This is a genomic window from Thermoleophilum album (assembly GCF_900108055.1).
GTDB classification, from domain to species: domain Bacteria; phylum Actinomycetota; class Thermoleophilia; order Solirubrobacterales; family Thermoleophilaceae; genus Thermoleophilum; species Thermoleophilum album.
Window position 1 is genome coordinate 1,004,648 of the sequence record NZ_FNWJ01000001.1, and the last position, 21,321, is coordinate 1,025,968.

At 69.4% G+C, this 21,321-nt stretch carries 19 protein-coding genes; 17 read left to right on the forward strand and 2 right to left on the reverse strand.

Annotation, left to right across the window (positions count from 1 at the left end; translation table 11 throughout):
• Positions 1-19 precede the first annotated feature (19 nt).
• The 12 genes from BLW41_RS04970 to BLW41_RS05025 all read left to right on the forward strand — a co-directional run bounded on the left by BLW41_RS04970 (position 20) and on the right by BLW41_RS05025 (position 14,785).
• Positions 20-922, forward strand: a complete 903-nt coding sequence (locus tag BLW41_RS04970) for an ABC transporter ATP-binding protein (RefSeq protein ID WP_093116749.1) — start codon at positions 20-22, stop codon at positions 920-922.
• A gap of 246 nt (positions 923-1,168) precedes the next feature.
• On the forward strand, positions 1,169-2,443 hold the full coding sequence (locus tag BLW41_RS04975; RefSeq protein WP_177169344.1) for an MlaD family protein: 1,275 nt from the start codon (positions 1,169-1,171) through the stop codon (positions 2,441-2,443).
• Positions 2,440-3,915 (forward strand): MlaD family protein, encoded by a 1,476-nt coding sequence (locus BLW41_RS04980; RefSeq protein ID WP_093116753.1) that lies wholly within the window; start codon positions 2,440-2,442, stop codon positions 3,913-3,915. The genes BLW41_RS04975 and BLW41_RS04980 overlap by 4 nt, the downstream gene beginning before the upstream one ends.
• Complete coding sequence (locus BLW41_RS04985) at positions 3,912-5,315, forward strand: MlaD family protein (protein ID WP_093116755.1); 1,404 nt, start codon at positions 3,912-3,914, stop codon at positions 5,313-5,315. The genes BLW41_RS04980 and BLW41_RS04985 overlap by 4 nt, the downstream gene beginning before the upstream one ends.
• On the forward strand, positions 5,312-6,748 hold the full coding sequence (locus BLW41_RS04990; RefSeq protein ID WP_093116757.1) for an MlaD family protein: 1,437 nt from the start codon (positions 5,312-5,314) through the stop codon (positions 6,746-6,748). The genes BLW41_RS04985 and BLW41_RS04990 overlap by 4 nt, the downstream gene beginning before the upstream one ends.
• A complete protein-coding gene (locus BLW41_RS04995; RefSeq protein ID WP_093116759.1) occupies positions 6,745-8,079 on the forward strand; it encodes an MlaD family protein in 1,335 nt (444 codons plus the stop codon). Before BLW41_RS04990 ends, BLW41_RS04995 begins: the two co-directional genes overlap by 4 nt.
• Before the next feature lie 10 nt (positions 8,080-8,089).
• The gene (locus BLW41_RS05000; protein WP_093116761.1) at positions 8,090-9,586 is read left to right on the forward strand and encodes an MCE family protein; all 1,497 of its coding nucleotides are present in this window, start codon (positions 8,090-8,092) and stop codon (positions 9,584-9,586) included.
• 90 nt (positions 9,587-9,676) lie between these two features.
• Positions 9,677-12,325: an MMPL family transporter gene (locus tag BLW41_RS05005; protein WP_093116763.1), complete on the forward strand. Its 2,649-nt coding sequence runs from the start codon at positions 9,677-9,679 to the stop codon at positions 12,323-12,325.
• Positions 12,322-13,065: a TlpA family protein disulfide reductase gene (locus BLW41_RS05010; protein ID WP_093116765.1), complete on the forward strand. Its 744-nt coding sequence runs from the start codon at positions 12,322-12,324 to the stop codon at positions 13,063-13,065. Before BLW41_RS05005 ends, BLW41_RS05010 begins: the two co-directional genes overlap by 4 nt.
• A gap of 9 nt (positions 13,066-13,074) precedes the next feature.
• Positions 13,075-13,719: a B3/B4 domain-containing protein gene (locus tag BLW41_RS05015; protein WP_143038589.1), complete on the forward strand. Its 645-nt coding sequence runs from the start codon at positions 13,075-13,077 to the stop codon at positions 13,717-13,719.
• A gap of 88 nt (positions 13,720-13,807) precedes the next feature.
• Positions 13,808-14,338 carry a hypothetical protein gene (locus BLW41_RS05020; RefSeq protein WP_143038590.1) on the forward strand — a complete coding sequence of 177 codons (531 nt, stop codon included), beginning with the start codon at positions 13,808-13,810 and terminating at the stop codon, positions 14,336-14,338.
• 126 nt (positions 14,339-14,464) lie between these two features.
• Positions 14,465-14,785 carry a hypothetical protein gene (locus tag BLW41_RS05025; protein ID WP_143038591.1) on the forward strand — a complete coding sequence of 107 codons (321 nt, stop codon included), beginning with the start codon at positions 14,465-14,467 and terminating at the stop codon, positions 14,783-14,785.
• Between the two features lie 46 nt (positions 14,786-14,831).
• Here the strand turns inward: BLW41_RS05025 and BLW41_RS05030 are convergent, their stop codons facing one another.
• Entirely contained in the window at positions 14,832-15,263 is a 432-nt protein-coding gene (locus tag BLW41_RS05030; protein ID WP_093116772.1) for a hypothetical protein, read from the reverse strand.
• Between the two features lie 315 nt (positions 15,264-15,578).
• Here BLW41_RS05030 and pyk point away from each other — a divergent pair, with 315 nt between their 5' ends.
• Complete coding sequence (gene pyk / locus BLW41_RS05035; protein WP_218138259.1) at positions 15,579-16,988, forward strand: pyruvate kinase; 1,410 nt, start codon at positions 15,579-15,581, stop codon at positions 16,986-16,988.
• Here pyk and BLW41_RS05040 read toward each other — a convergent pair.
• Complete coding sequence (locus tag BLW41_RS05040) at positions 16,969-18,246, reverse strand: aminotransferase class I/II-fold pyridoxal phosphate-dependent enzyme (RefSeq protein ID WP_093116776.1); 1,278 nt, start codon at positions 18,244-18,246, stop codon at positions 16,969-16,971. The genes pyk and BLW41_RS05040 overlap by 20 nt on opposite strands.
• 13 nt (positions 18,247-18,259) lie before the next feature.
• Here BLW41_RS05040 and BLW41_RS05045 point away from each other — a divergent pair, with 13 nt between their 5' ends.
• From BLW41_RS05045 to msrB, 4 genes are all read left to right on the forward strand, one after another.
• On the forward strand, positions 18,260-19,417 hold the full coding sequence (locus tag BLW41_RS05045; RefSeq protein ID WP_093116778.1) for a GNAT family N-acetyltransferase: 1,158 nt from the start codon (positions 18,260-18,262) through the stop codon (positions 19,415-19,417).
• A gap of 31 nt (positions 19,418-19,448) precedes the next feature.
• Complete coding sequence (locus tag BLW41_RS05050) at positions 19,449-19,781, forward strand: hypothetical protein (RefSeq protein WP_093116780.1); 333 nt, start codon at positions 19,449-19,451, stop codon at positions 19,779-19,781.
• A 72-nt stretch (positions 19,782-19,853) separates the two neighbouring features.
• Positions 19,854-20,783, forward strand: coding sequence for a DNA-3-methyladenine glycosylase family protein (locus BLW41_RS05055; RefSeq protein ID WP_143038592.1), 930 nt, complete (start codon positions 19,854-19,856; stop codon positions 20,781-20,783).
• A 98-nt stretch (positions 20,784-20,881) separates the two neighbouring features.
• On the forward strand, positions 20,882-21,286 hold the full coding sequence (msrB, locus tag BLW41_RS05060; RefSeq protein WP_093116784.1) for a peptide-methionine (R)-S-oxide reductase MsrB: 405 nt from the start codon (positions 20,882-20,884) through the stop codon (positions 21,284-21,286).
• Positions 21,287-21,321: the final 35 nt, after the last annotated feature.

The following is a 21,321-nucleotide window of genomic DNA, read 5'->3' on the forward strand; positions in this document are numbered from 1 at the left end:
AGGGAGGCAGGGACGAGCCATGAGCGAGCAGTACGAGCCGGCGCGAGCTGCTGAGGAGCGGGATCCCACGGCGGTCCCTGGCGGCGCTGAGAGCGAGACGATAGGCGGGGCCGTCGGAGCGGAGGATCCGTACCAGTTCCATCGCGGCGAGAACCGCAAGCACGACGGGCGTGACGCCATCGAGTTCATTGGCGTGCGCAAGGCCTTCGGACGCAACGTTGTGCTGAACGGACTTGACCTCGGTCTGCCCGAGGGGCAGATCTCGATGATCCTCGGTCCGTCCGGCACCGGCAAATCCGTGTGCATCAAGCACATCGTCGGCCTCATGTACCCGGACGAAGGCGACGTCCGCGTGTTCGGGCAATCGGTGCCGAGCCTCAGCGATGACGAACTGTTCGAGTTGCGCAAGCGCTTCGGCGTGCTGTTCCAAGACGGTGCGCTGTTTGGCTCAATGAACCTCTACGACAACGTTGCCTTCCCGCTCCGCCAGCACACGGACAAGTCGGAAGAGGAGATCCGCGAGATTGTGATGCGCAGGCTGCGAGAGGTGGGTCTCGCGGATGCCGCCGAAAAGATGCCGAACGAGCTCTCCGGCGGTATGCGCAAGCGGGCGGGCTTTGCGCGCGCGCTGGTTCTCGAACCGGACATCGTGCTGTTCGACGAGCCTGACTCAGGACTCGACCCCGTGCGCACGGCGCTCCTCTGCGAGCTAATTCGCGAGGTGCACGAGGAGAATGGCGGCACTTACGTGGTGATCACCCACGACATCATGTCCGCGAGGCGCCTTGCCGACTACATAGCTGTGTTGTGGCGCGGACGGATCGTCGAGTCGGGCCCCGCTGAGGAGCTATTCCAGTCCGACAACCCCTTTGTGCGGCAGTTCCTCACTGGCGACGCGCGCGGCCCGTTAGGTATGGAGTGAGTGAAAGCGGCGGTGACGAGGGTCGAGCCAAGCAACGAGTGATGGAGGAGTCCGTGTCAATGCCCACGCGAGGAGCGTCGAAAGGTCACCGCCTCGCCTACCTGAGCGGACGATCGAACGTCTGATTAGCGCGAGTTGAACGCTCCGCCCCCGCCCCCTCCTACGACCGCGTCTCCCCCCGTCGTCAAGGGGACGCGTGCGTTCGCCCGAACCGCGGCCCTAGCAACGCTGATAGCCGCGGCGGCGGTGGTCGCGATCGTCGTCTTCGGCGGTGGCGGCGGCTATCGGGTGAGCGCAGTCTTCGAGAACGCTGGCCAGCTGGTTGTTGGCAACCAGGTGTGGGCGAGCGGGCGGCCGGTCGGTGAGATCACCGACATTGGTCTAACCGCGGACGGGCGCGCCCGCGTCGAGATGCGCATCGACGACGATTCAGTGCTGCCGCTTCGGCGTGGCACCAGTGCACGCATCAGAGCGGCCTCGCTGCCGGGAATTGCCAACCGCTACGTGGAGTTGACACTCGGCCCGGGCAACGCCCCGCCGATCCCCGACGGTGGTCAGATTCCCGCCGAGCGGACGCAGGCCCCAGTCGACCTCGACCAAGTCTTGAACGCGCTCGGACCGCGTACCCGTGAGGGTTTGCGCCAACTGATCCGGGGATCTGGCGACGCGTACACGGGCCGTGCGCGGGAGGCCGATCGCTCGGCGCGCTACTTCGCGCCGGCGCTGCAAGCCACGACGCGACTGACCGCCGAACTGGTGCGCGACTCGGCGACCTTCGAACAGTTCCTGCGCGATGCGTCGCGAGCCGTCGGAGCACTCGCCGAACGGCGCGACGAGCTCTCACAGCTCGTTGCCAACGCCAACGCGACAGCGGGGGCTATCGCGAGTCGCAACCAGCAGCTCGATCGGGCCCTCGCGGAGCTCCCCGGCACGCTCCGGCAAGCCAGCTCCACGTTCGTTGACCTGCGGTCGACGCTCGACGACCTGGATGTCTTGGTAGCCGCGTCGAAGCCGGCTACGAGGCGTCTGGCGCCGTTTTTCCGGGAGCTCGCGCCGCTGGTCGCGCAGGCACGGCCAGCGATCGCTGACCTGCGGGTTCTGGTCAGCGCACCAGGTCCCGACAACGATCTCATCGACCTTGTAACGCGTTCGCCGCGGCTCGCTGCGCTCACGGACGTCGTCTTCCCACGCACGATCCGCGCGCTCAATCGCTCGCTCGAGGTCGTCGACTACGCACGCCTCTACACGCCCGATCTGGCCGCTTGGTTCACGAAGTTTGGGGCGGTCGCGGCGAACTACGACGCGAACGGCCACTACGCGCGCGTCCAGCCGATCTTCGGGAGCTTCCGCCTCAACGGCAACACGCTGGAGCCACGCGCCCCGAACGAGAACGCTTTGGCGAGCTTCCAGCCGGGTCGCTATCGGCGTTGCCCGGGCGGCGCGGTACAGCCGCCGCCTGACGGGTCAGCGCCACGCGCTGCACCTAACTGCGATCCCTCCGCGGTGCCCCCGGGACCATGAGTCGTCGAACCCTGGCAATAGCCCTGCTCTTGGCGCTGGCCGTCGCCGTGGTGGCGGTCGCCGCATCGTCGAGCGGCGACGATCCCTACCGCGTGCGCGCGATCTTCGACAACGCCGTCGCGACCGTGCCTGGCGAGGACGTCAAGGTCGCCGGGGTGGTGGTCGGGCGGATCGAGTCGCTGGATGTCACGCCCGACAAAAAGGCGGCGCTGGTGTTGCGAATCGACGATCGCCGCTTCACCCCCTTCCGCGCCAACGCGCGCTGCACGATCAGGCCCCAGTCGTTGATCGGCGAGAAGTTCGTGGCTTGCGACCCGGGCACCAGTTCCGCGCCCGCGTTGCGGCGGATCGAGCGCGGGCCGGGAGAGGGTCAGCACCTTCTGCCGGTCTCCAACACCAGCTCGCCGGTCGATGTCGACCTCATCAACAACGTCATGAGGCTGCCCTTCAGGCAGCGCTTAGCGATCGTGATCGACGAGCTAGGCACCGGTCTGGCGGGGCGTGGCCGCGAGCTCAACGAAGTCATCCACCGCGCCAACCCGGCTTTGCGTGAGACCGACCAGGTTCTGGCGATTCTCGCTCGCCAGAACCGCACGCTCGCACAGCTCGCCGAGGAATCCGACCGGGTGCTCGCTCCCTTGGCTCGCGAGCGGCAGCGACTCGCCGACTTCATCGTGCAAGCCAATCGCACTGGCCAGGCAACGGCTGAGCGGCGCGCCGATATCCGCGCATCGATCGCCAAGTTGCCGGGCTTTTTGCGCGAGCTGCGCCCGCTGATGGGCGACCTTGAAAGCTTCGTCGACCAAGCGACGCCGGTGGCAAGTGATCTGCGCCGCTCGGGGCCCGACGTAAGCCGTGTGATCGAGCAACTCGGGCCCTTCGCGAACGCCTCGGTGCCGGCGATCCAGAGCCTCGGGGAAGCGACCCGCCGTGGGCGTCCCGCACTCCTGCGCTCGCTCGACATCGTGCGCCAGCTCGGGGCCTTCGGTCGCGAGCTCGATCCCGTCTCGCGCGACCTGGCGGCCGTCACCGCGTCGCTCGATCGCACCGGTGCGATCCGCCACGTCTTGGCTTTCCTGCTCTACGCCACCACCAGCACCAACGGCTTCGACTCGCTCGGGCACTACCTGCGGGCGCGCCTGCTCGTCAACGTGTGCAGCGACTACACCGCCCAGCAGTTCACCAACTGCGAGGCGACCTTCCGACCGATTCAGGGCAGTAGCAGTGCAAGCACGGCGGCGGCACGCGGTGGCGCGGCGGCAGCCGACGCAGCGAGCGCACCGACTGGCGGCAACGTGCCCCCGACCGGCTCCGTGCTGGGCGGTCTGCTGAACGGCGACGATCGCGCGTCGCGGCAGCGCGAGCGTGCCTTGCAGGATCTACGGGTGCGTGCCGGAGGCCCTTCGCCCGCACTCGGTGGGAGCCGCGGCGAACCGATGCTCGACTACCTGCTCGGAGGCACAGAACGGTGAGGCGGCGGCGGGGCGCAGCGGCTTTGACGGGCAGCCCAGTCTTGGTCGGGGCGGTCACCGTGCTCGTGACCGTGATTGCGGTGTTTCTCGCTTACAACGCGAATCGCGGGTTGCCGTTCGTGCCGACCTACGACCTCAAGGTCCGCTTGCCGGACGCCGCGAACTTGGTCAGGGGCAACGACGTGCGCATCGGCGGGACTCGCGTGGGGGTGATCTCGGCAATCCACGCTCGCCGCGACGATCGTGGTCGAACCTACGCCGAACTCACGCTCAAGCTCGACAAGACGATCGAGCCGCTGCCGGCTGATTCGAGCGTGCTCGTGCGCCCGCGTTCGACGCTTGGCCTCAAGTACCTGGAGATCACGCCCGGCAGCTCGTCGCGTCCGCTCCGCGCCGGCTCGACGCTGTCGCTGGCGGCGGCGCGACCGCGACCCGTCGAGCTCGACGAGCTCTTCAACACCTTCGATGCGCGCACGCGACGCGGTCAGCAACGCGCGCTGCAAGGTTTCGGCAACGGCCTCGCGGGTCGAGGGGCCGACCTCAACGAAGCGATCGCCCGTTTCCCGCGCCTGCTTTCCGACCTCGAGGCGGTGATGGCCAACCTCTCCGATCCCGCCACCCGGCTCGACCGCTTCTTCCCCGCGCTGGAGCGTGCGGCGCGCGAGGTCGCGCCGGTGGCTGACCAGCAGGCCGCGCTGTTCGTGAACCTGGACATCACCTTCGCCGCGCTAGCGCGCGTCGCGCGTCCCTACTTCCAGGAGACGATCTCGCGCTCCGTCCCGGCGCTCGAGGTGGCGACCCGCGAGTTCCCCAAGCAGCGACCGTTCCTACGTAACTCCGCTGGCCTCTTCGCCGACCTGCGCCCGGGTATCGCCGCGCTCGCGCGCTCCGCTCCGACGCTCGCCGACGCGCTCGCTGCCGGCTCGCGCAGCTTGCCGCGCACACCGCCGCTCAACCGCCGCGCAGCTGACGTCTTCGACACACTCGCCGAGTTCGCCGCCGATCCGCTGGTGCCGCGCGGTCTCGGCCAGCTAACGCGGCTTGCGCGCGCGCTGCGTCCCGCGCTCGCCTTCCTGGCGCCGGTGCAGACGACTTGCAACTACGTGACCTTGTGGTTCCGCAACGTCTCCAATCACCTCTCCGAGGGCAACGCCACCGGCACCTGGCAACGCTTCGTGGTTATCGCTCCGCCGCTCGGCGAGAACTCGGAGGCAGGGCCGTCGAACGGGCCGGCGAACGGCAACACGCCGACCCTGCACCTCCACTCGAACCCATACCCGAACACCGCTTCGCCCGGTCAGCCGCGCGAGTGTGAGGCCGCAAACGAGCCCTATCTGCCCGGCACAGTGGTCGGCAATGTCCCGGGCAATCAGGGCATCCGCACGGAGGGGCAGCGGTGAGGCGTGTGCGCGACAGCATCTCGCCGCTGCGGGCTGGCGTGCTGACGATCGTCGTGATCGTCCTCTTCGCCTACTTCGGTTTCAGCCGCGTCAACCCGTTCCGTCAGCCGTTCGAGCTGAAGGCGGTGTTCGCCAACGCGCAGAACATCGGCGAGCGCTCGCCGGTGCGGATCGCAGGCGTCGACGTCGGTCACGTGGTGCGCGTGGAACCGGTCGGCAAAGGCTCGCACGCCAGCGTTGTCGTGATGGCGCTGGAGCGCGACGCCTTGCCGATTCACAGCGACGCCGAACTGAAGATCCGACCGCGGATCTTCCTCGAAGGCAACTTCTTCGTGGACCTCAAGCCCGGAACGCCGGACGCACCGACCCTCCGCGACGGCGCGACGATCCCGCTCACCCAGACCGCCTCCCCGGTACAGATCGGCCAGGTCCTCGACACTCTGCAAGCCGACACGCGCAAGCGCCTGCAGGAGCTCGTGCAGGGCTACGGCGGAGCCCTAGGCGGGGCGCCGCTGCCCGGCGAGGACGCCGATCAAGATCCCGAAGTGCAGGGGCTTACTGCAGGTCAGGCGCTCAACCGCTCGCTGCGTGACTCGCCGGAGGCGCTGCGCGGCACCGCGATCGTGAACGACGCGTTGCGTGGTCTCGAGCCCCGTGACCTGTCGCGTCTTGTACGCGCGCAACAGCGCGTGTCGGCAGCGCTCGCGAGCCGCGAAGAGCAGCTCAAGGAGCTGATCTCGAACTTCAACACCACCGTCGGCGCTTTTGCAGCCGAGCAAGACAACGTCGCTCGCACCGTCGAGCGCTTGCCTGGCACCCTCCGCAACGCGAGGCTTGCGCTCGCCAGCCTCGATCGTTCGTTCCCCGCGACGCGGGCCTTCGCACGCGAGATCTTGCCCGGCGTGCGCGAAACGCCGGCGACGATCAACGCAGCGTTCCCTTGGCTCCGACAGGTGCGCGGCCTGCTCTCGGCCAACGAGCTACGCGGACTCGTCGCCGACCTGCGGCCGGCAACCCGCAACCTCGCCCTGCTCACGGGCGGCACGATTCGCTTCTTGCCGCAGGCCGATTTGGTCAATCGCTGCGCGCTCGACGTGCTGTTGCCGACGGGCGACGTGGTGATCCAGGACGGCCCGCTCACCACCGGCTTGCCCAACTACCAGGAGTTCTTCCAGTCGATGGTGGGGCTCGCCGGCGAGGCGCAGAACTTCGACGGCAACGGCTTCTACACGCGCTTCCAGACCGGCGGTGGCTCGGTCCGCGTACGCACCGAGACGCTGCCCGGCGGTGCCTTGTTCGGGAACTTCCCGCTGCAGCCGCTCGGCACGCGACCGGTGCGACCGACACGCGAGCCGCCCGTCAACACCACCGTTCCCTGCTACCGCAACCCGCGGCCCGACCTCAACTCGGCACGCACGGGGGCCGGACCGTGAAAAGCGCAATCAGAAAGCACCTCCGCGACTTCGTTGCGCTGATCGCCTGCGCAGCGCTGGCACTGGCGGTGGCCACGTACATACTCTCCAACCAGCGCTTCTACCTGCCCAGCTGGGTGCCGGTCTTCGGCAGCGACTTCTACATCGTCGAGGCGGAGCTGCCGACCGGTCAGGCGCTGGTTCCCGGGCAAGGACAGACGGTGAATATCGCCGGCGTGCCCGTAGGGGAGATCGGCCGCGTGCGGGTCGAGCACGGGCGCGCGATCGTCGAACTAAAGATCCGGCGCAAGTACGCGCCGGTCTGGCGCGACGCCAGCATCCTGCTGCGCCCCAAGACCGGCCTCAAGGACATGTACCTATCGCTGGATCCCGGTACGCCGGCGTCCGGCAGGCTCCCACAAGGCGCGCGCATTCCGATCCGCAACACGCTTCCCGACGTCAACCTCGACGAGATCCTCGCCGAGCTCGACGCGGATGCGCGCGACTACCTGCGGATCCTGGTGACCGCCGGCGGCGAGGCATTCGCGCGGGGCGGGTCGGTCGACCGCTCCGCGGCTGAGCTGCGCGCGGCCTTCAAGAGGTTCGCGCCGACCGCTCGCGACGCGCGTCGGGTCGTTGAGCTGTTGAGCGAGCGACGTCGGAACATCGCGCGCGTGATTCACAACTTCCAGCTGGTATCAAGCGCCCTCGCCGAGCGCGATCGTCAACTGGCCGAACTCGTCGAAAGCTCGAATGCGAACTTCTCGGCGATCGCTGCCGAGGAAGCGAGCTTGCGGCAGGCGCTGCGCCTGTTCCCGCCGGCGCTTGCACAGACCGAGCGGACCCTCGGCAAGGCCCGCGTGCTAGCCGACGAACTCGGCCCCGCGCTGGAAGAGCTGAGGCCCGGGGCGCGGGCGCTCGCGCCCGCCTTGCAGGCTCAGCGCCGACTGTTCCGTGCGACCACACCGACCGTGCGCGACGAGCTGCGTCCCTTCGCGCGCGATGTGCGCCCAACTGTGCGCGCGTTGCGCGATGCTGCCGGCACGCTTGGTCCTTCGGCGCCGCGCTTGGCGAGCTCGTTCTCCTTCCTAAACCGGCTCTTGAACGGCGTCGCCTACAACCCGCCGGGGAGCGAGGAGGGCTACCTCTTCTGGGCTGCCTGGCTCAACCACAACGGCGTCACGTTGTTCGGTCTGCAGGACGCCCACGGCCCGCTGCGGCGCGGCATGGTGCTTCTCAACTGCCAGACACGCAACGTGCTCGACACGATCATCCGCGCCAACGTGCTGCTCGGAACGCTCTCCGAGCTGCTCGGCGCACCCCAGTCGAGCGAGATCTGCGGGGTCCAGTAGGGGGTATGCGGTGATCAAGCAAGCCCCGAGCATCGGTCGCATCCTGGTGATGTTCGGCTTCGCGCTCTCCTGCTTCGGGATCCTGTTGTTCCTGTGGGTTTCTTTCGGCGGCGAGCTGCCGTTGCGACCCAAGGGTTACCGCGTGCACGTCGCCTTCCCCGAAGCGACCCAGTTGGTGGAGGAGGCGGAGGTGCGGATCTCTGGCGTGCGCGTCGGTCGCGTGAAGAGCAAGGAGCCCGATCCCCGCACCGGACTTACCGACACGACGATCGAAATCGAGCCGCGCTTCGCACCGATTCCTCGCGACGCGCGAGCGATTCTGCGCCAAAAGACGCTGATGGGAGAAACCTACGTCGAGCTCACGCCCGGGCACCGCTCCGCCGGTTTCGTGCCCGACGGCGGGCGCTTGCCCCGCGGGCAGGTAGCGCCGACCGTCGAGCTCGATGAGATCCTGCGCACCCTCGATCCGCGCACGCGCCGAGCGCTTCAAGTGTGGTTGGACCAGCAGGGCCGGGCGGTCGAGCGCCGCGGCGGCGACATCAACACGGCGCTAGCCAGCCTCGCTCCCTTCGCCGACAAGACCGACGAGGTGCTGGCGATCCTGCGTCGAGAAGAGGCCGCAACGCGGGGTCTGGTGCGCGATACGGGAGCGGTGTTCGAGGCGCTCAGCGAGCGCTCCGGTCAGCTGCGAGGGCTCGTCACAAACTCCAATCGCGTGTTCGCGACCACCGCCCGCCGGGATCGCCAGCTCGAGGAGGCGATCCGGGCGTTCCCCACCTTCCTTGACGAGTCGCGCGTAACCGTCGAGCGCCTCAGCCGCTTCGCCCGCGACACCAATCCGCTGGTCACGCAGTTGCGGCCAGCGGCCCGCGAGATCTCCCCGACCTTCCGCGAGCTCGGCGCGTTGTCACCCGACCTCAAGGCTCTCTTGGTCGATTTGGACCCCTTGATCCGAGTCTCGCGGCAAGGGTTGCCAGCGGTCCAGCGCGTACTCGACGACACCCGGCCGCTGTTGGCGGGAATCGACCCGTTCATGCGCAGCTTCATCCCGATCATCGAGTACCTGTCGCTGTACCGGCGGGAGATCGCAGCGTTCTTCGCCAACGACGTCGCGGTCACGCAAGCCTCCGAGCCGTCGGCGATCCTCGGGCGCGCGGTCCACTACCTGCGGGTTACCAACCCGCTCAACCCGGAGAACTTGACCGCCTACCCCAAGCGCCTGGCTACCAACCGCTCGAACCCGTATCCGCTGCCGGGCTCGCTGCTCGACGTCGTCCAAGGCGGCCTGCGGGTATTCGGCTCGTACCTGTGCCAACCGGGGAACGCCGTGCCCACGCTTTCTCCGAGCACGCCGCAGCCGCTGCTCGACCGCTTGCGCCAGATCGCTTACGCAGGCAAGGCTCAGTCAGGGGAGGTGCCCCCTGCGCCCGTCTGCCGGGAACAGGCGCCGCTCGGATCTCTGGTCGGGAGCAACACCCGCTATGCGCAGCTCGAGCGCCTCCCCTGAGGCGTTGGCTGGTAGGGGGCGGTGGGGGATCTTCGAGCGCGTGTGCGAGCCGCGACCGGCGCGCTCACCCTGCCGTAGGCTTGATTCGGGATGGAGCGGGTGCGTGCCCTGCTCGCGGCTAAGTTGCCGGCGCTAGCCGGCTCGCGGCGACCGGCGATCGCGGTCGCCGTTGTTGCGCTGCTGTTGGCGGTGCTGGCGGCTGTCCGCCTGGAGCCAACTGCGAGCCTCGGCGACCTGGTTGCGCGCGGCTCGACGACCTGGCGCGAGACGCGCTTGCAGGCGCGCGCCTTCGGGGACGACGCGATCGTCGTCGCTGTGCGGGGGGACCTACAGCGCACGCTCTTGACTGCCGACCTCGCGCGCGTCCTGAGGCTCGAAGGGTGCCTGGGTGGACGGGTTCCCGAACAGGGGCTTCGAACACTGCCGCGCGTCTGTCGTGAACTTGCCCGCCTGCGCCCCGCGCGGATCGTCTACGGACCGGCGACCTTCATCAACACCGCGGCGATACGCCTTTCCGACGAGCTCGCGCGACGGCGTGAGGAGGCGCTGGCGAGCGCTCGTCGGGCGGCGTCGACGGCGCGCCGACGCGCGCAGCTCGCGGGGCAACCACCAGCCGTGCAAGAGCAGGCGGCAAAGGAAGCGGAGCGCGCTGAGCTCGCGCGCTTTACATCGGAGATCCTGCGCTTAGCTCTGCGTTACGGGCTTACTGGTGCGCCTTCGATCGCCGACCCCAACTTCGTCGCAGCGATCGTTTTCGAGCCGGGCAGACCTGCCGGCACGCCGAAGGCACGGTTCTCTTATCTCTTCCCGTCCTCGCGGTTGGCGCTGATCCAAATGCGCCTGCGCCCGGAGCTGACCGACGCTCAGCGGCGGCGTGCTGTCGCGCTGGTGCGCGAGGCGGTCGCTGCGCCGCAGTTCCGCACGCGCTACGGCGCGCGCTACGAGGTCACTGGTGTCCCGGCGATCGTCGCCGATCTCACGGATACGCTCGCCGGCGCGCTCGCGCGCCTGCTGGTGGTCGCCACGCTGGTGATGGGGCTCGTTCTGCTCGCCATGCAACGCGGGCGAGCGCGACTATTGCCGCTCGCCTCAGCGCTCGCTGCAGCCGGCGCCACCTTCGGTGTGCTGGCGGCGTTGGGCGGGAAGCTAACGCTGGCGGCGCTCGCCGTGCTGCCGGTACTGGTGGGGCTCGCCGTCGACTACGCCGTGCAAGTCCGTGCGCGCCTCACTGAGGCGCTCGCACGGCGCCGGCGGGCTGACGCCGCGCTGCGGGAACTAGCTGCCCGCTCCGCTCCCGCCCTGCTCGCCGCTGGCTTCGCGACAGCCGCTGGCTTCGTCGCTCTCTTGGCTTCACCACTGCCGGTAGTCCGTACCTTCGGTGCCCTCTTGATCTTGGGGACGCTGCTGGCGCTCGCCGCTGCCCTGCTCGCGCTCCCCGCGCTAGTCGGGGGCGACGCTGCGCAGCCGCCAGTCGAAGGACGTGAGCGACGCGCGGGTCACTGGGCGCCGCTGCGGAGGCTGGCGGTGGTCGCCGGTCGGCCCTTGGAGTCAGCATCTGCACGCGCCTTCGACGCCGCGCTGCTTCGGCCAGGCCGCGTGCTGCGGGTTGGCGTAGCAGTCGGCGCGGCGGGCCTTGTGCTCGGTCTCACCGTGCCCGTCGAGTCGGATCTTTCACGCCTTTTGCCGCGCGACCTCCCATCGGTGCGAGCGGCCCTCGACATCCAACGCGAAAGCGGCTTCGCCGGCCAGGTCGACGTGCTCGTGAAGACCCGTGATCTCACCGACCCCGCTCTCCTGCGTTGGATGGAGTCGACCCGCGAGCGGATCTTGCGCGACGCCGGCTGGCGGCCGGGCCGTCGCTGCGGCACCGGCCACGGCGACGCGCCAGTTTGCCCCGGCCCCTCCTACTCCGAGCTGCTCGGCGCGGCCGGAGTGACCAGTGCTGCGCAGGCGCGCCAGCTCCTCGCGCAGGTACCGCCCTATCTGCTTCAAGGGGTCGTCGACCAGCGGCGGGGGCTGGCAGTCGCATCGTTCGGGATCGCCGCTTTGCCGCTCGAACGTCAGCGGCAGTTGGTCGACGAGATTCGTGCCCATCTCGACCCCCCGAGGGGTGTCGAGGCGCACGTAGTCGGCACGGTTGCGCTCGCGGCGGATGCCGCCGGCACGCTCGCCTCGCCACTCGGTCGGCTCGCGACGCTCGCATTCGCTTTGGCGATGGCGTGGCTCGTGTTGCTCGCCGCGACACGCTCGCGGCGGCAGGCGGTGGTGCCGCTCGTGCCGGTCGCGCTGGCAGCCGGGTGGTCGGGGGCGGTGACGTTCTTGTTGCACCGCTTGCCCGGACCGCTCGGGATCGAGCTGAACCCGCTGTCGGCGACGCTCGCGGTACTCGTGGTCGCGATCACAACGGAGTTCGCCGTACTGCTGTGCGCCCGCTATCGCGACGAACGGCGCGCCGGCGTGGGAGTCGAGAAGGCGCTCGCACTGACCTACGCGTCGACTGGACGGGCAGTGCTCGTATCAGCGGTCACGACGATCGCGGGCTTCCTCGTTCTGGCGACTTCCGACATCGTGATGCTCCGCTCCTTCGGCCTGTTGACGGTCATCGACCTAGCGCTCTCCCTCGCGGGAGTGGTCGTGTTCCTGCCGGCTTTGCTCGTGCGGCTGGAAGAGCGGCAGGAGCGGGCTCGGCAGCGAGAGCTCGACGCCGGTGAGGCGTTGCCGGTTGGGAGCTTGCGATGAACGGCGGCGACTCTTCGCAGCTGGATCGTCGCTCACCGGGCGAGCGCCTCGCCGAGCGGGACCGCACCCATCCGGAGCCCGAACAACGGCGGCCAGCCTTCGAGTACCCGCGTTCGCGTTGGTCGTGGCTCGTGGCGATCCTGATGTTGGCGGGCCTCGGTGTGTTGTTCGTCACGTCCACGCTTCCGAACCGCGGGCGCGGCTTGCTCGGGCCGGATCCCGGATCGCAGGCTCCGCCGTTCGCCGCCCCTGAGGTGCGGGGTTCGCTGAGCGGCGACGCGAACATCTGCGTGCGGCGACCGTGCCCCCGCCGGGCCGGCCGCACACCGGCCTGCGAGGTGCGCGGTGCGGGCGTCGTCAACGCCTGCGACCTCTGGCGCGATCGCCCGCTGGTGCTGGCCTTCGTGTTCGACCGCGGCGCCGAGTGTCTGCCCTTTGTGGATCGTCTCGAGCAGGTCGCTCGCGGGCTACCTCGGGTGCGTTTCGCCGTCGTGTACTTCACGCGCAAGGAGCGCGGGGAAGCACGCGCGATAGCCAAGGCCCGGCGCTGGCGGTTGCCGGTGGCTCTCGACCGCGACGGTGCGATCACGAACGCCTATCGCGTCGGCGTTTGTCCAACGACCGTGCTGATCGAAAAGGGGGGACGCGTCCGGCGCTCCCTGTTCGGGCTGGTAGCTCCCGACGATCTCGCGACCGCCGCGAACCGTCTCGCTGCCAGGGCGTCCGCTCCCCACAGGTGATTGCTAGCGATGCCCGCGGCGCGCTGGGGTAACGTCGACGAGGCGATCGCCGAGGCTCTACCCGGCGTCGCGGTCCGCCACTTGACGGTGCCAGTCGTCGATCACCGCACGCCGGACAGTGTGCGCGCGCGTTTGCACTACCTGGGCGAGCGGCTAAACGGCGCTCGCGCGCTGGCGATGCGCAGCCAGGGCGTGCCGTTCGCTTACCGGCTCTTTTTCCGCAAGATCGGGATCGACCCTGACGTCGACCGCACGCCGGTTGAGCAGCTCGTGCTCGAACGCCTGCTCGCGGGTGGGATCCCCTCGCGCGGGCTGGTGGCCGACGCGCTCGCGATCGCGATGCTCGAGACGGGCGTCGCTCTGATCGCGTTGGACGCCCGCCCGATCGCCGCCGAGCTGGAGCTGCGGGAGGCCAAGGCAGGCGAGCGACTGACCACCCGCGAGCGCTCGATCGCGCTCGACCCGGGCACCCTGGTACTCGCGAGCGGCGGCCGTCCGCTCGCCGTCCTGTTCGGACAGATCGCCGCCGATGCCGAGGTCGACGAGCAGACGCAGATGGTCGAGTTGTGCGCGATCCGGGTGCCTGGCGTCCCCCTGTTAGCCGTCGAAGAGGCCCTCTGGATCGCTGCGGAAACGATCGCTGGCGAGAGCTAGGGGAGTTCGGCAGCGCACCGCATGCGCCCTACCGCCGGCGAACTGGCGCCCGGCCGCCGCGACGCTGGTAAATTCGCCGTGGGGGAAGATGGCTGCATTAGCCTCGCCATCCACCGAGCGGTCGCGCCGCATCCGGGTTGGCAGTACGGATGCCGCGGGTGGCCGCCAAGTACGCGCCGATCTCGAGCGTCAAATCGCGCGTCTCGAGAGGCGACACGCGGCGCTCGTGGCGGCCGCTTGGCCGCGTGCCGAGCTGCTCGCGGAGCTGGCGGTGCCGCAAGCCCGGGGCCGTGGGCCCCGCCTGGCAAGCGTCGCGGAACTCGAGCGCACGCGAGACGAGCTGATACGACGCGTGCTCGAGCTAGAGCGTGCGCTCGACGAAAGCCACGAGCGCGAGCGCCAGATGCGCGAGCTGCGGCGACGGATGTTCGAAGACCCAGCGTCGTGCCCCGGAGCCTTGGTGACCAACCGCGACTGCGGTGAGCCTGGCTGCACCCGCTACCGAGTCGTGCCGCGTCTCGGTCTGTTGGGGCTCGCGCTCGGCTGGTGGCGGGTAAAGGTGTCGTCTGGCTGTCCGTTAGCCGAGGCGCCGGTCGGCGCCGAACTGTCCCCTCGATAGTTGGGTAGACGGGCGCGCAGGCGTGCTCGCGTGGAGGGGTCGCGAGCGTCGGATTCGCGGCCCCGGGAGCAGCCGCGAGAGCGGCCGCGTCCGCCTTGGGCGCCGCTACCGCTCTCGGAGTTGTTGGTGTTGGCTGGCTTGGTGCTGGCGGTGTGGGCGTTCGTGGACTGGGAGAACGGCGGCGAGCGGCGGATGGCGGCGGGACTGGTGCTGGCCGCTCTCGGCGGCTTGGAGGTTGCGCTCAGGGAGCATCTCGCCGGCTTCCGCTCGCACACAACGCTGCTTGCCGGGCTGTGTGCACTGGTGGTAGCGACGGCGCTGCTCACAGCCGGTCTCACACTCCGCCTTTGGCAGCTCGGACTATTGGCGGCGGCCGTCTTCGCCGTCTGTTTTTGGCTCTTTCAAAGGTTGTTCGTACGGCGCTCGGGCGGGCTCCGCTTCCGTTAGCGGACGGCCGCGGCGCCCGCCCGCGCCTTCGCTAGTGGACCCCGCCCTAGCAGGGGATAGCTCCGTAGCGACCGCCGACAGCGCTCGGCACCTCGCCCGGGAGGCGGAGGAACGGTTGCCGTGCCACGGGGGCCAGCGACGGCTCGGACTGACCGAGCCGCTCCCGCCACTCGAGCATCGCGGCGACGACGAGGCGCTGTCTTTGCGTGAGGCTGCCGACCGGCCGACGCTCGGAGATACCGACCGTTTCTAGCAGCCGGCGGCAGCGCGTCTCTCCCCACCGACGCTGGCACATCAAGAGGTCCGCGATCGCCATCGTCTTGACGTGTTCGGGGCACTCCACGAGCACCTCCGCCACCGACAGCTCGCCCCGCGCGATCGCTCGCTTCATGCGGGCACGGGCGCTGCGAATGCGGTTGGCGTGTTGCAGCGCCCGTAGCGGCTGTTCGCGGTCGGCAGAGCGCTCACGATCGGCCAACCCCGCGGAACCTCTCTCCATCCGTCCTCCCCGCATCGCTTTCTTTTCCCGCCGGTCCTGTAGGCACGCGAACAGGCGAGAACGCACTGATCAACACCTAGTCGGCGGCCCGCCGACCGGTGGTACGGCTCGTGCGCGTCTCGTCCCCGCCGCGCGAGAGGGCTGCGCGGCGTTTCTCGCGGCCGGCGCCAAATAAAACCGCTCGAGCGGCCAGCGTCAATGGGGTTCCGCGCGACTCACCCGCAAACAGCGAGCTTTTCGAGCAGGCGCCGACGCGGGGCAAGTCCCGACGCTGCGGTTAGGCTCGGCGGCGCTGTGCGAGCAACCAAGATCGTCGCCACCATCGGGCCGGCTAGCAGCGGCCTGGAGACGCTCGAGCGGATGGTTCGAGCGGGCATGGACGTTGCGCGCATCAACTTCGCGCACGGTCAGCCGGAGGATCACGCGCGCATGGCAGCCGCGGTGCGCGAGGCGGCCGCGCGCGCCGGGCGCGAGGTCGCTCTGCTCGGCGATCTTCCGGGTCCGAAGCTGCGGGTCGGTCCGGTCGCCGGTGGCGTGGCCGAGCTCGCACGCGGCACCACCGTGATCCTCACACCACGCCCCGTGCTCGGCACCAGCGAGCGCCTGTCGGTTGACTGGCCAGGGCTCGCAGAGGTGCTCGAGCCCGGCGATGTCTGCTACCTGGCGGATGGCACGGTGCGCCTGCGCGTCAGCGGGGTTCGCAATGGGGAGGTGGTGGCCAACGTCGAGGTCGGCGGACCGGTCGCCTCCCGACAGGGACTCAACCTGCCGAACGTGACCACCGCGCTGCCGGCGCTCTCGGAAGAGGACGTGCAGCTGCTTGCGCACGCCGTCGAGCTGGGCTTCGATGCACTGGCGGTGTCGTTCGTGCGACGGCGCGAGGACGTCGAGCAGGTGCGTCGCGAGCTCGGTGAACGCGGCTCCGACATTCCGCTCATCGCCAAGATCGAAAAACCGCAGGCGGCGCGCAACGCCGAGGAGATCATCGAGGCCGCCGACGGCATCATGATCGCCCGCGGCGACCTCGGGATCGAGCTGCCGATCGAGGAAGTCCCGCTCGTTCAGAAGCGATTGCTGGCGCTCGCTGGCAAGAAGGCGAAGCCGTCGATCACCGCGACCCAGATGTTGGAGTCGATGGTGCACTCGACGCGACCGACCCGGGCCGAAGTGGCGGACGTCGCGAACGCGATCTTCGACGGTACCGACGCGGTGATGCTGTCGGAGGAGACGGCGATCGGCAAGCACCCAGTCGAGGCGGTGGCGATGATGGCGGCGATCGCGGAGGCGACGGAGCCGGAGTTGCCGTACGGGCGCTGGCTTACCGAGCGCGGGCCGCGGGCCGCCGACCAGTACCACGCGATCGCCTTCGGTGCCGTCGGAGCCGCCTACCAGCTGGGGCTGCGGGCAATCGTCTCGCCCACCCAGACGGGCGCTACGGCGCGCCTGATCTCCGCTTACCGACCGCGCGTGCCGGTGTTGGCGCTCGCCCCGCGCATCGAGGTGGTCCGGCGCTGCAACTTTTTGTGGGGCGTACATCCGCGCTTGCACGACGAACCGCGGGAGACCATCGACCTCATCGAGTCGTCGGCGCGAGCCGCGCTCGAAGCCGGCTTCGCGCGACCCGGCGAGCAGATCGGTATCACCGCCGGCTTACCGCCGGGGAAGGCCGGCGGCACCAATCTCTTCAAGATCCATCGCCTGTAGCGCTGGCGGCGGTCACTGGCGGGCTTTCGGGTACGGCGTCACGCACGCGCTCGAAAGCCGCGAGCGCGCGGTCCAGGTGCTCGCGCGTGTGCGTGGCCATGACGCTCGTCCGCAGCAGCGCGTGCCCGCGCGGAACGGCTGGATAGAGCGCGACGTTGACGTACACACCAGCGTCATAGAGCGCCTTCCAAAGGAGCGCGGCACGCCAATCGTCGCCGACCACGACCGGCACGATCGGCGTCACCAGTTCGCTGCCGTCGGGCAAGCGGCTGGGCTCGTTGACCTGGTAACCAAGCTCGGCAAGCCCGCGGTGGAGGTAGCGGGCGTTCGCCAGCACCCGGTCCATCAGCTCACGGCCCTCAGGCGAGCGAATGATCCGCAGGGCACCGAGCGCCGCCCCGATCGCGGCCGGCACGGCCGCCGCCGTGAACATGAAGGCGCGCGACTGAATGCGCAGGAACTCGATGACGTCAGCCGGCCCGGCGACGAAGCCGCCGCAGGAGGCCAGCGACTTGGAGAAAGTGCCCATGCGCAGGTCGACCGCCGATTCGACCGCGAACGCCTCGCAGGCACCGGCACCGCGAGCCCCGAGCACGCCGACTCCGTGCGCCTCATCGACCATCAGGCGTGCTCCGTGCGCCCGTGCAAGCTCACTGATGCGGTCGAGCGGAGCAAGGTCGCCCTCCATCGAGAAGACACCGTCGACGACCACCAACACGCCGCCGCCGTCGCCCGCCGCTCGCTCCAGCACGCCCGCCAACTTGTCGACCCGGTTGTGGCGGAAAGGCCGCAGCTTGGCCCGCGACATCGCGCAGGCGTCGAGGATCGACGCGTGATCACCGGAGTCGCAGACGATCGTGTCGCCTGGCTGGCAGAGCGTCGCGATGGTGCCGACGTTCGCCAGGTACCCAGCGGTGAAGACGAGGGCGTCTTCGCAGCCCATCCACTCCGCGAGCTGCTGCTCGAGCTCGATGTGCAGCGGCAGCGTGCCGTTGAGGAAACGCGAGCCGGTGAGACCTGTGCCGTACCGCTCGAGCGCCTCCCGCGCCGCGCGCTTTACGCGCTCGTCGCCGGTCAACCCGAGGTAGTTGTTGGAACCGAGCATGACCCGTTCGCGGCCTTCCATCCGCACGACGGGGCCGGCTTCCCCCTCGAGCTGACGGAAGAACGGCACGAGGTCGTGTTCGCGCGCGGCGCGCAACTGAGCCAGGCGTTCGTGCCTGCGAGCCTTCTCGAATAGGTCGATCGCGGCTTGCATAAAGTGCGGCGCGGTGTCCGTCGAAGTCCGCCCCGTACGAGGCGTCCGCGAGCTGCGCTCGTTCGTCGAGCTGCCGTACCGGCTGCATGCTAACGAGCCGCAGTGGGTGCCCCCGCTGCGGCTCGAGCGGTACCTGCACCTGGGCCGGCGCACCAACGCGTTCTTCCGCCGCGGCGAAGCCGAGTACTTGCTCGCTTACCGCAACGGACGGGTGGTGGGCCGCATCAGCGCGCACATCGACTACCGCTTCTGCGAGTTCCACCGCAACCGCTGGGGGATGTTCGGCTTCCTCGAGCTGGAGGACGATGTCGAAGTTGCGCGGGCGCTGCTCGACGCCGCCGCTGGCTGGCTGCGGGCGCGTGGCCGCGAAGCGATGGTCGGGCCGATGGACTTCACCCTCAACGACGAAGGCGGAATCCTCGTCGAAGGGTTCGATCGCGAGCCGCTCGTGCGGCAACCGTGGCACCCTCCGTACTACGCGCGCTTGCTTGAAGAGCTCGGCTTCGAGAAGGCCATGGACCTGCTCAGCTGGGAGTTGCGGATCGAGGAGCGGCAGAAGGTCCGTCCGATCATCTGGCGCGTCGCCGAGCAACTGGAGCCCCGCTACGGCGTCCGTATCCGGCCGATGTCACGCCGCACGTTGTGGCGAGACCTTCGCGCTTTCGGCGACATCTACAACCAGGCTTGGCGTCGCAATTGGGGATTCGTGCCCTACGACGAGCACGACCTGCGCCAGCTGTGGTTCGAGCTGCAACTGACCTTCGACCGTGACTGGTTCATGCTGGCCGAAAGTCGCGAGGGCGAACCGGTGGGGGTGGCGATCACGGTTCCCGACGTCAACCGCGTGCTGCGGCGCATGAACGGTCGTCTCTTGCCCTTCGGCTTCGTGCACTACTTGCGACGGCGACGCCTCTGTGACCGCGTGCGCGTAGGTTTCCTTGGTGTCAAGCCGGCGTGGCAGCACACTGGTGTTGCGGCGGGGCTCTATGCGGCGCTTTACCGCTCGTCCGAACGCACCGGCATCGGCCGCGGTGAGGCCAGCTGGATCCTCGAGACGAACAGCTCGATGAACCGCGCCCTCGACGCGCTGGGCGGTCGAGTGGTCAAGCGTTGGCGGGTGTACCGGCGCGTGCTGGCCGGTGGTGGGGGCCTCGACGGCTCCCCCAGCTAGCGCGTCCATGCTCGCCACTAGACTGCCGCACGTGAGCGATCACGGCGAGCGCGCTTCGCAGTCGGCGGACGGCAGCTTGCCCGTCGAGGCGCCGGTGGTCGTGGGGGAGGCGTTACCCGCTGTTGCCGACGTCCGTCCGATCGATGTCGAGCGCGCGGGCTTGCCGGCACCGGTCGCGGTAGCCGCCGCCGCGGGAGGCTTTTTGCTCGGGGTTGCGGCGTTCGTTCTGGTCCGCTCGCTGCGCGTCCCGTGGCGCGTGTTCGGCTTGGTCACCCGGCGCCGCGCGCGGCGCCGGCAGCGGCGCGTGGAGATCGCGGCGAGCCGCTCGTTCCTCGTTGATATCCACTTTCTGCGCGAGCGCTGAACGGTGGTGGCTGGCGGCAGTCGACGGCCGCGCCCGCGCGTAGAGCTTGTGCTCGAGGATGCTGGGCGCGCCATGACCGAGGCGCTTGTCGTTCCACCGCGCGGTTGGCGCCTGCCGCCGCTGTTCGGATGCGGAACCTGGGCCCGTCGGCCGGGCGGTGCTGTGCGCGCGTTGCGGGTCGCGGGCGCCACGATCGACGTGGAGGTTCTGATGACCCGCCGGGGCGTACGGCTGCGGGCGCGAAACGGCGATCATGAGCAGCGCCTTACGGCACTCGAGGATGCGCGCTTCGCGCTCGCCCTCGACGTCGATCTGCCCGCGGTGGCCAAGGAGCTTGCACGCCATCCCCTGCTACGGCCGATCGTACGCAGCGCGCCCTGGCTGCTGCTCCCAAGGCGTGCCGCCCGACCGTTCGAGGCGCTTGCCTTTGCGATTTGCGAGCAGCTCATCGAGGCTGGTCGCGCGGCCGCAATCCAAAGGCGGCTGGTTGCGCGCTTCGGGGCGCGGACAGCGGGCGGGCGCGGCGGCGACGGTCCCGCGCCGCAGGCGCTCGCCGCGGCCGCGCCGGCCGAACTCGAGGCTTGCGGGTTGTCGGCTGGTCGGGCCCTTGCTCTGCGCCGCGCGGCGGCTGCGGTGCTCTGTTTGGAGGGCGGCGCGACCGCCGGCGGCCGCGCGTTGCGCGCGCGCTGGGCGAGCGACGAGCGGATTGCGCGGCGGCTGCTCGCGATCCCGGGGATCGGCCGTTGGACGGTCGAGAAGGTCGCGCTCGAGGGACTCGGCGACGCCGACTCGCTACCGGCCGCGGACCTCGCCTACCTCAAGCTGGTTGGCGTGCTGGGCGGCCTTGGTCGCCGAGCGAGCGAAGGCGAGGTGCGCGAGTTCTTCGCGCCGTTCGCCCCCTGGCGCGGGCTTGCCGGCACGGCGCTGGCACGTGCCGCCTGGGCCGGGTTGCTGCGGCCGAGCGTGCCGGTAGTGGCGCTGAACGGCTCGCACTCCTGGTAACCTTCGCTAGCAAGCGCGGAGGGAGGTTCACCAAAGTGAGCGAGGGCCGAGCGAAAGACCGTAGTGATGACCCGAGCGCCGGACCGGACGCCCGCACCGTGTCTGGAAGCGGTGGTCGGGTGGAGAAAAGCGAGGAGGAGTGGCGTCGGGAGCTGCCTCCCGAGCGTTACCACATCCTTCGCGAGGCTGGTACCGAGCCGCCCTTTACCGGTGCTCTGCTGCACAACAAGGAGCGCGGGCTCTACTTGTGCGCGGCCTGCCGAGCGCCCCTTTTCAGTTCCGAGACTAAGTTCGACTCCGGAACCGGTTGGCCGAGTTTCTTCAAGCCGATCGAGCCGGGCGCGGTCGAGTATCGCGAGGACCGAAGCTACGGGATGATCCGCACCGAGGTTCGCTGCGCGCGCTGCTCATCACACCTCGGGCATGTCTTCCCCGACGGACCGCCGCCAACCGGCCAGCGCTACTGCATCAACTCGTTGGCGCTCGAGTTCGAACGCTCCTGATCCGCGCATGCGCGGGGGCGCTGCTGCCGGACCCC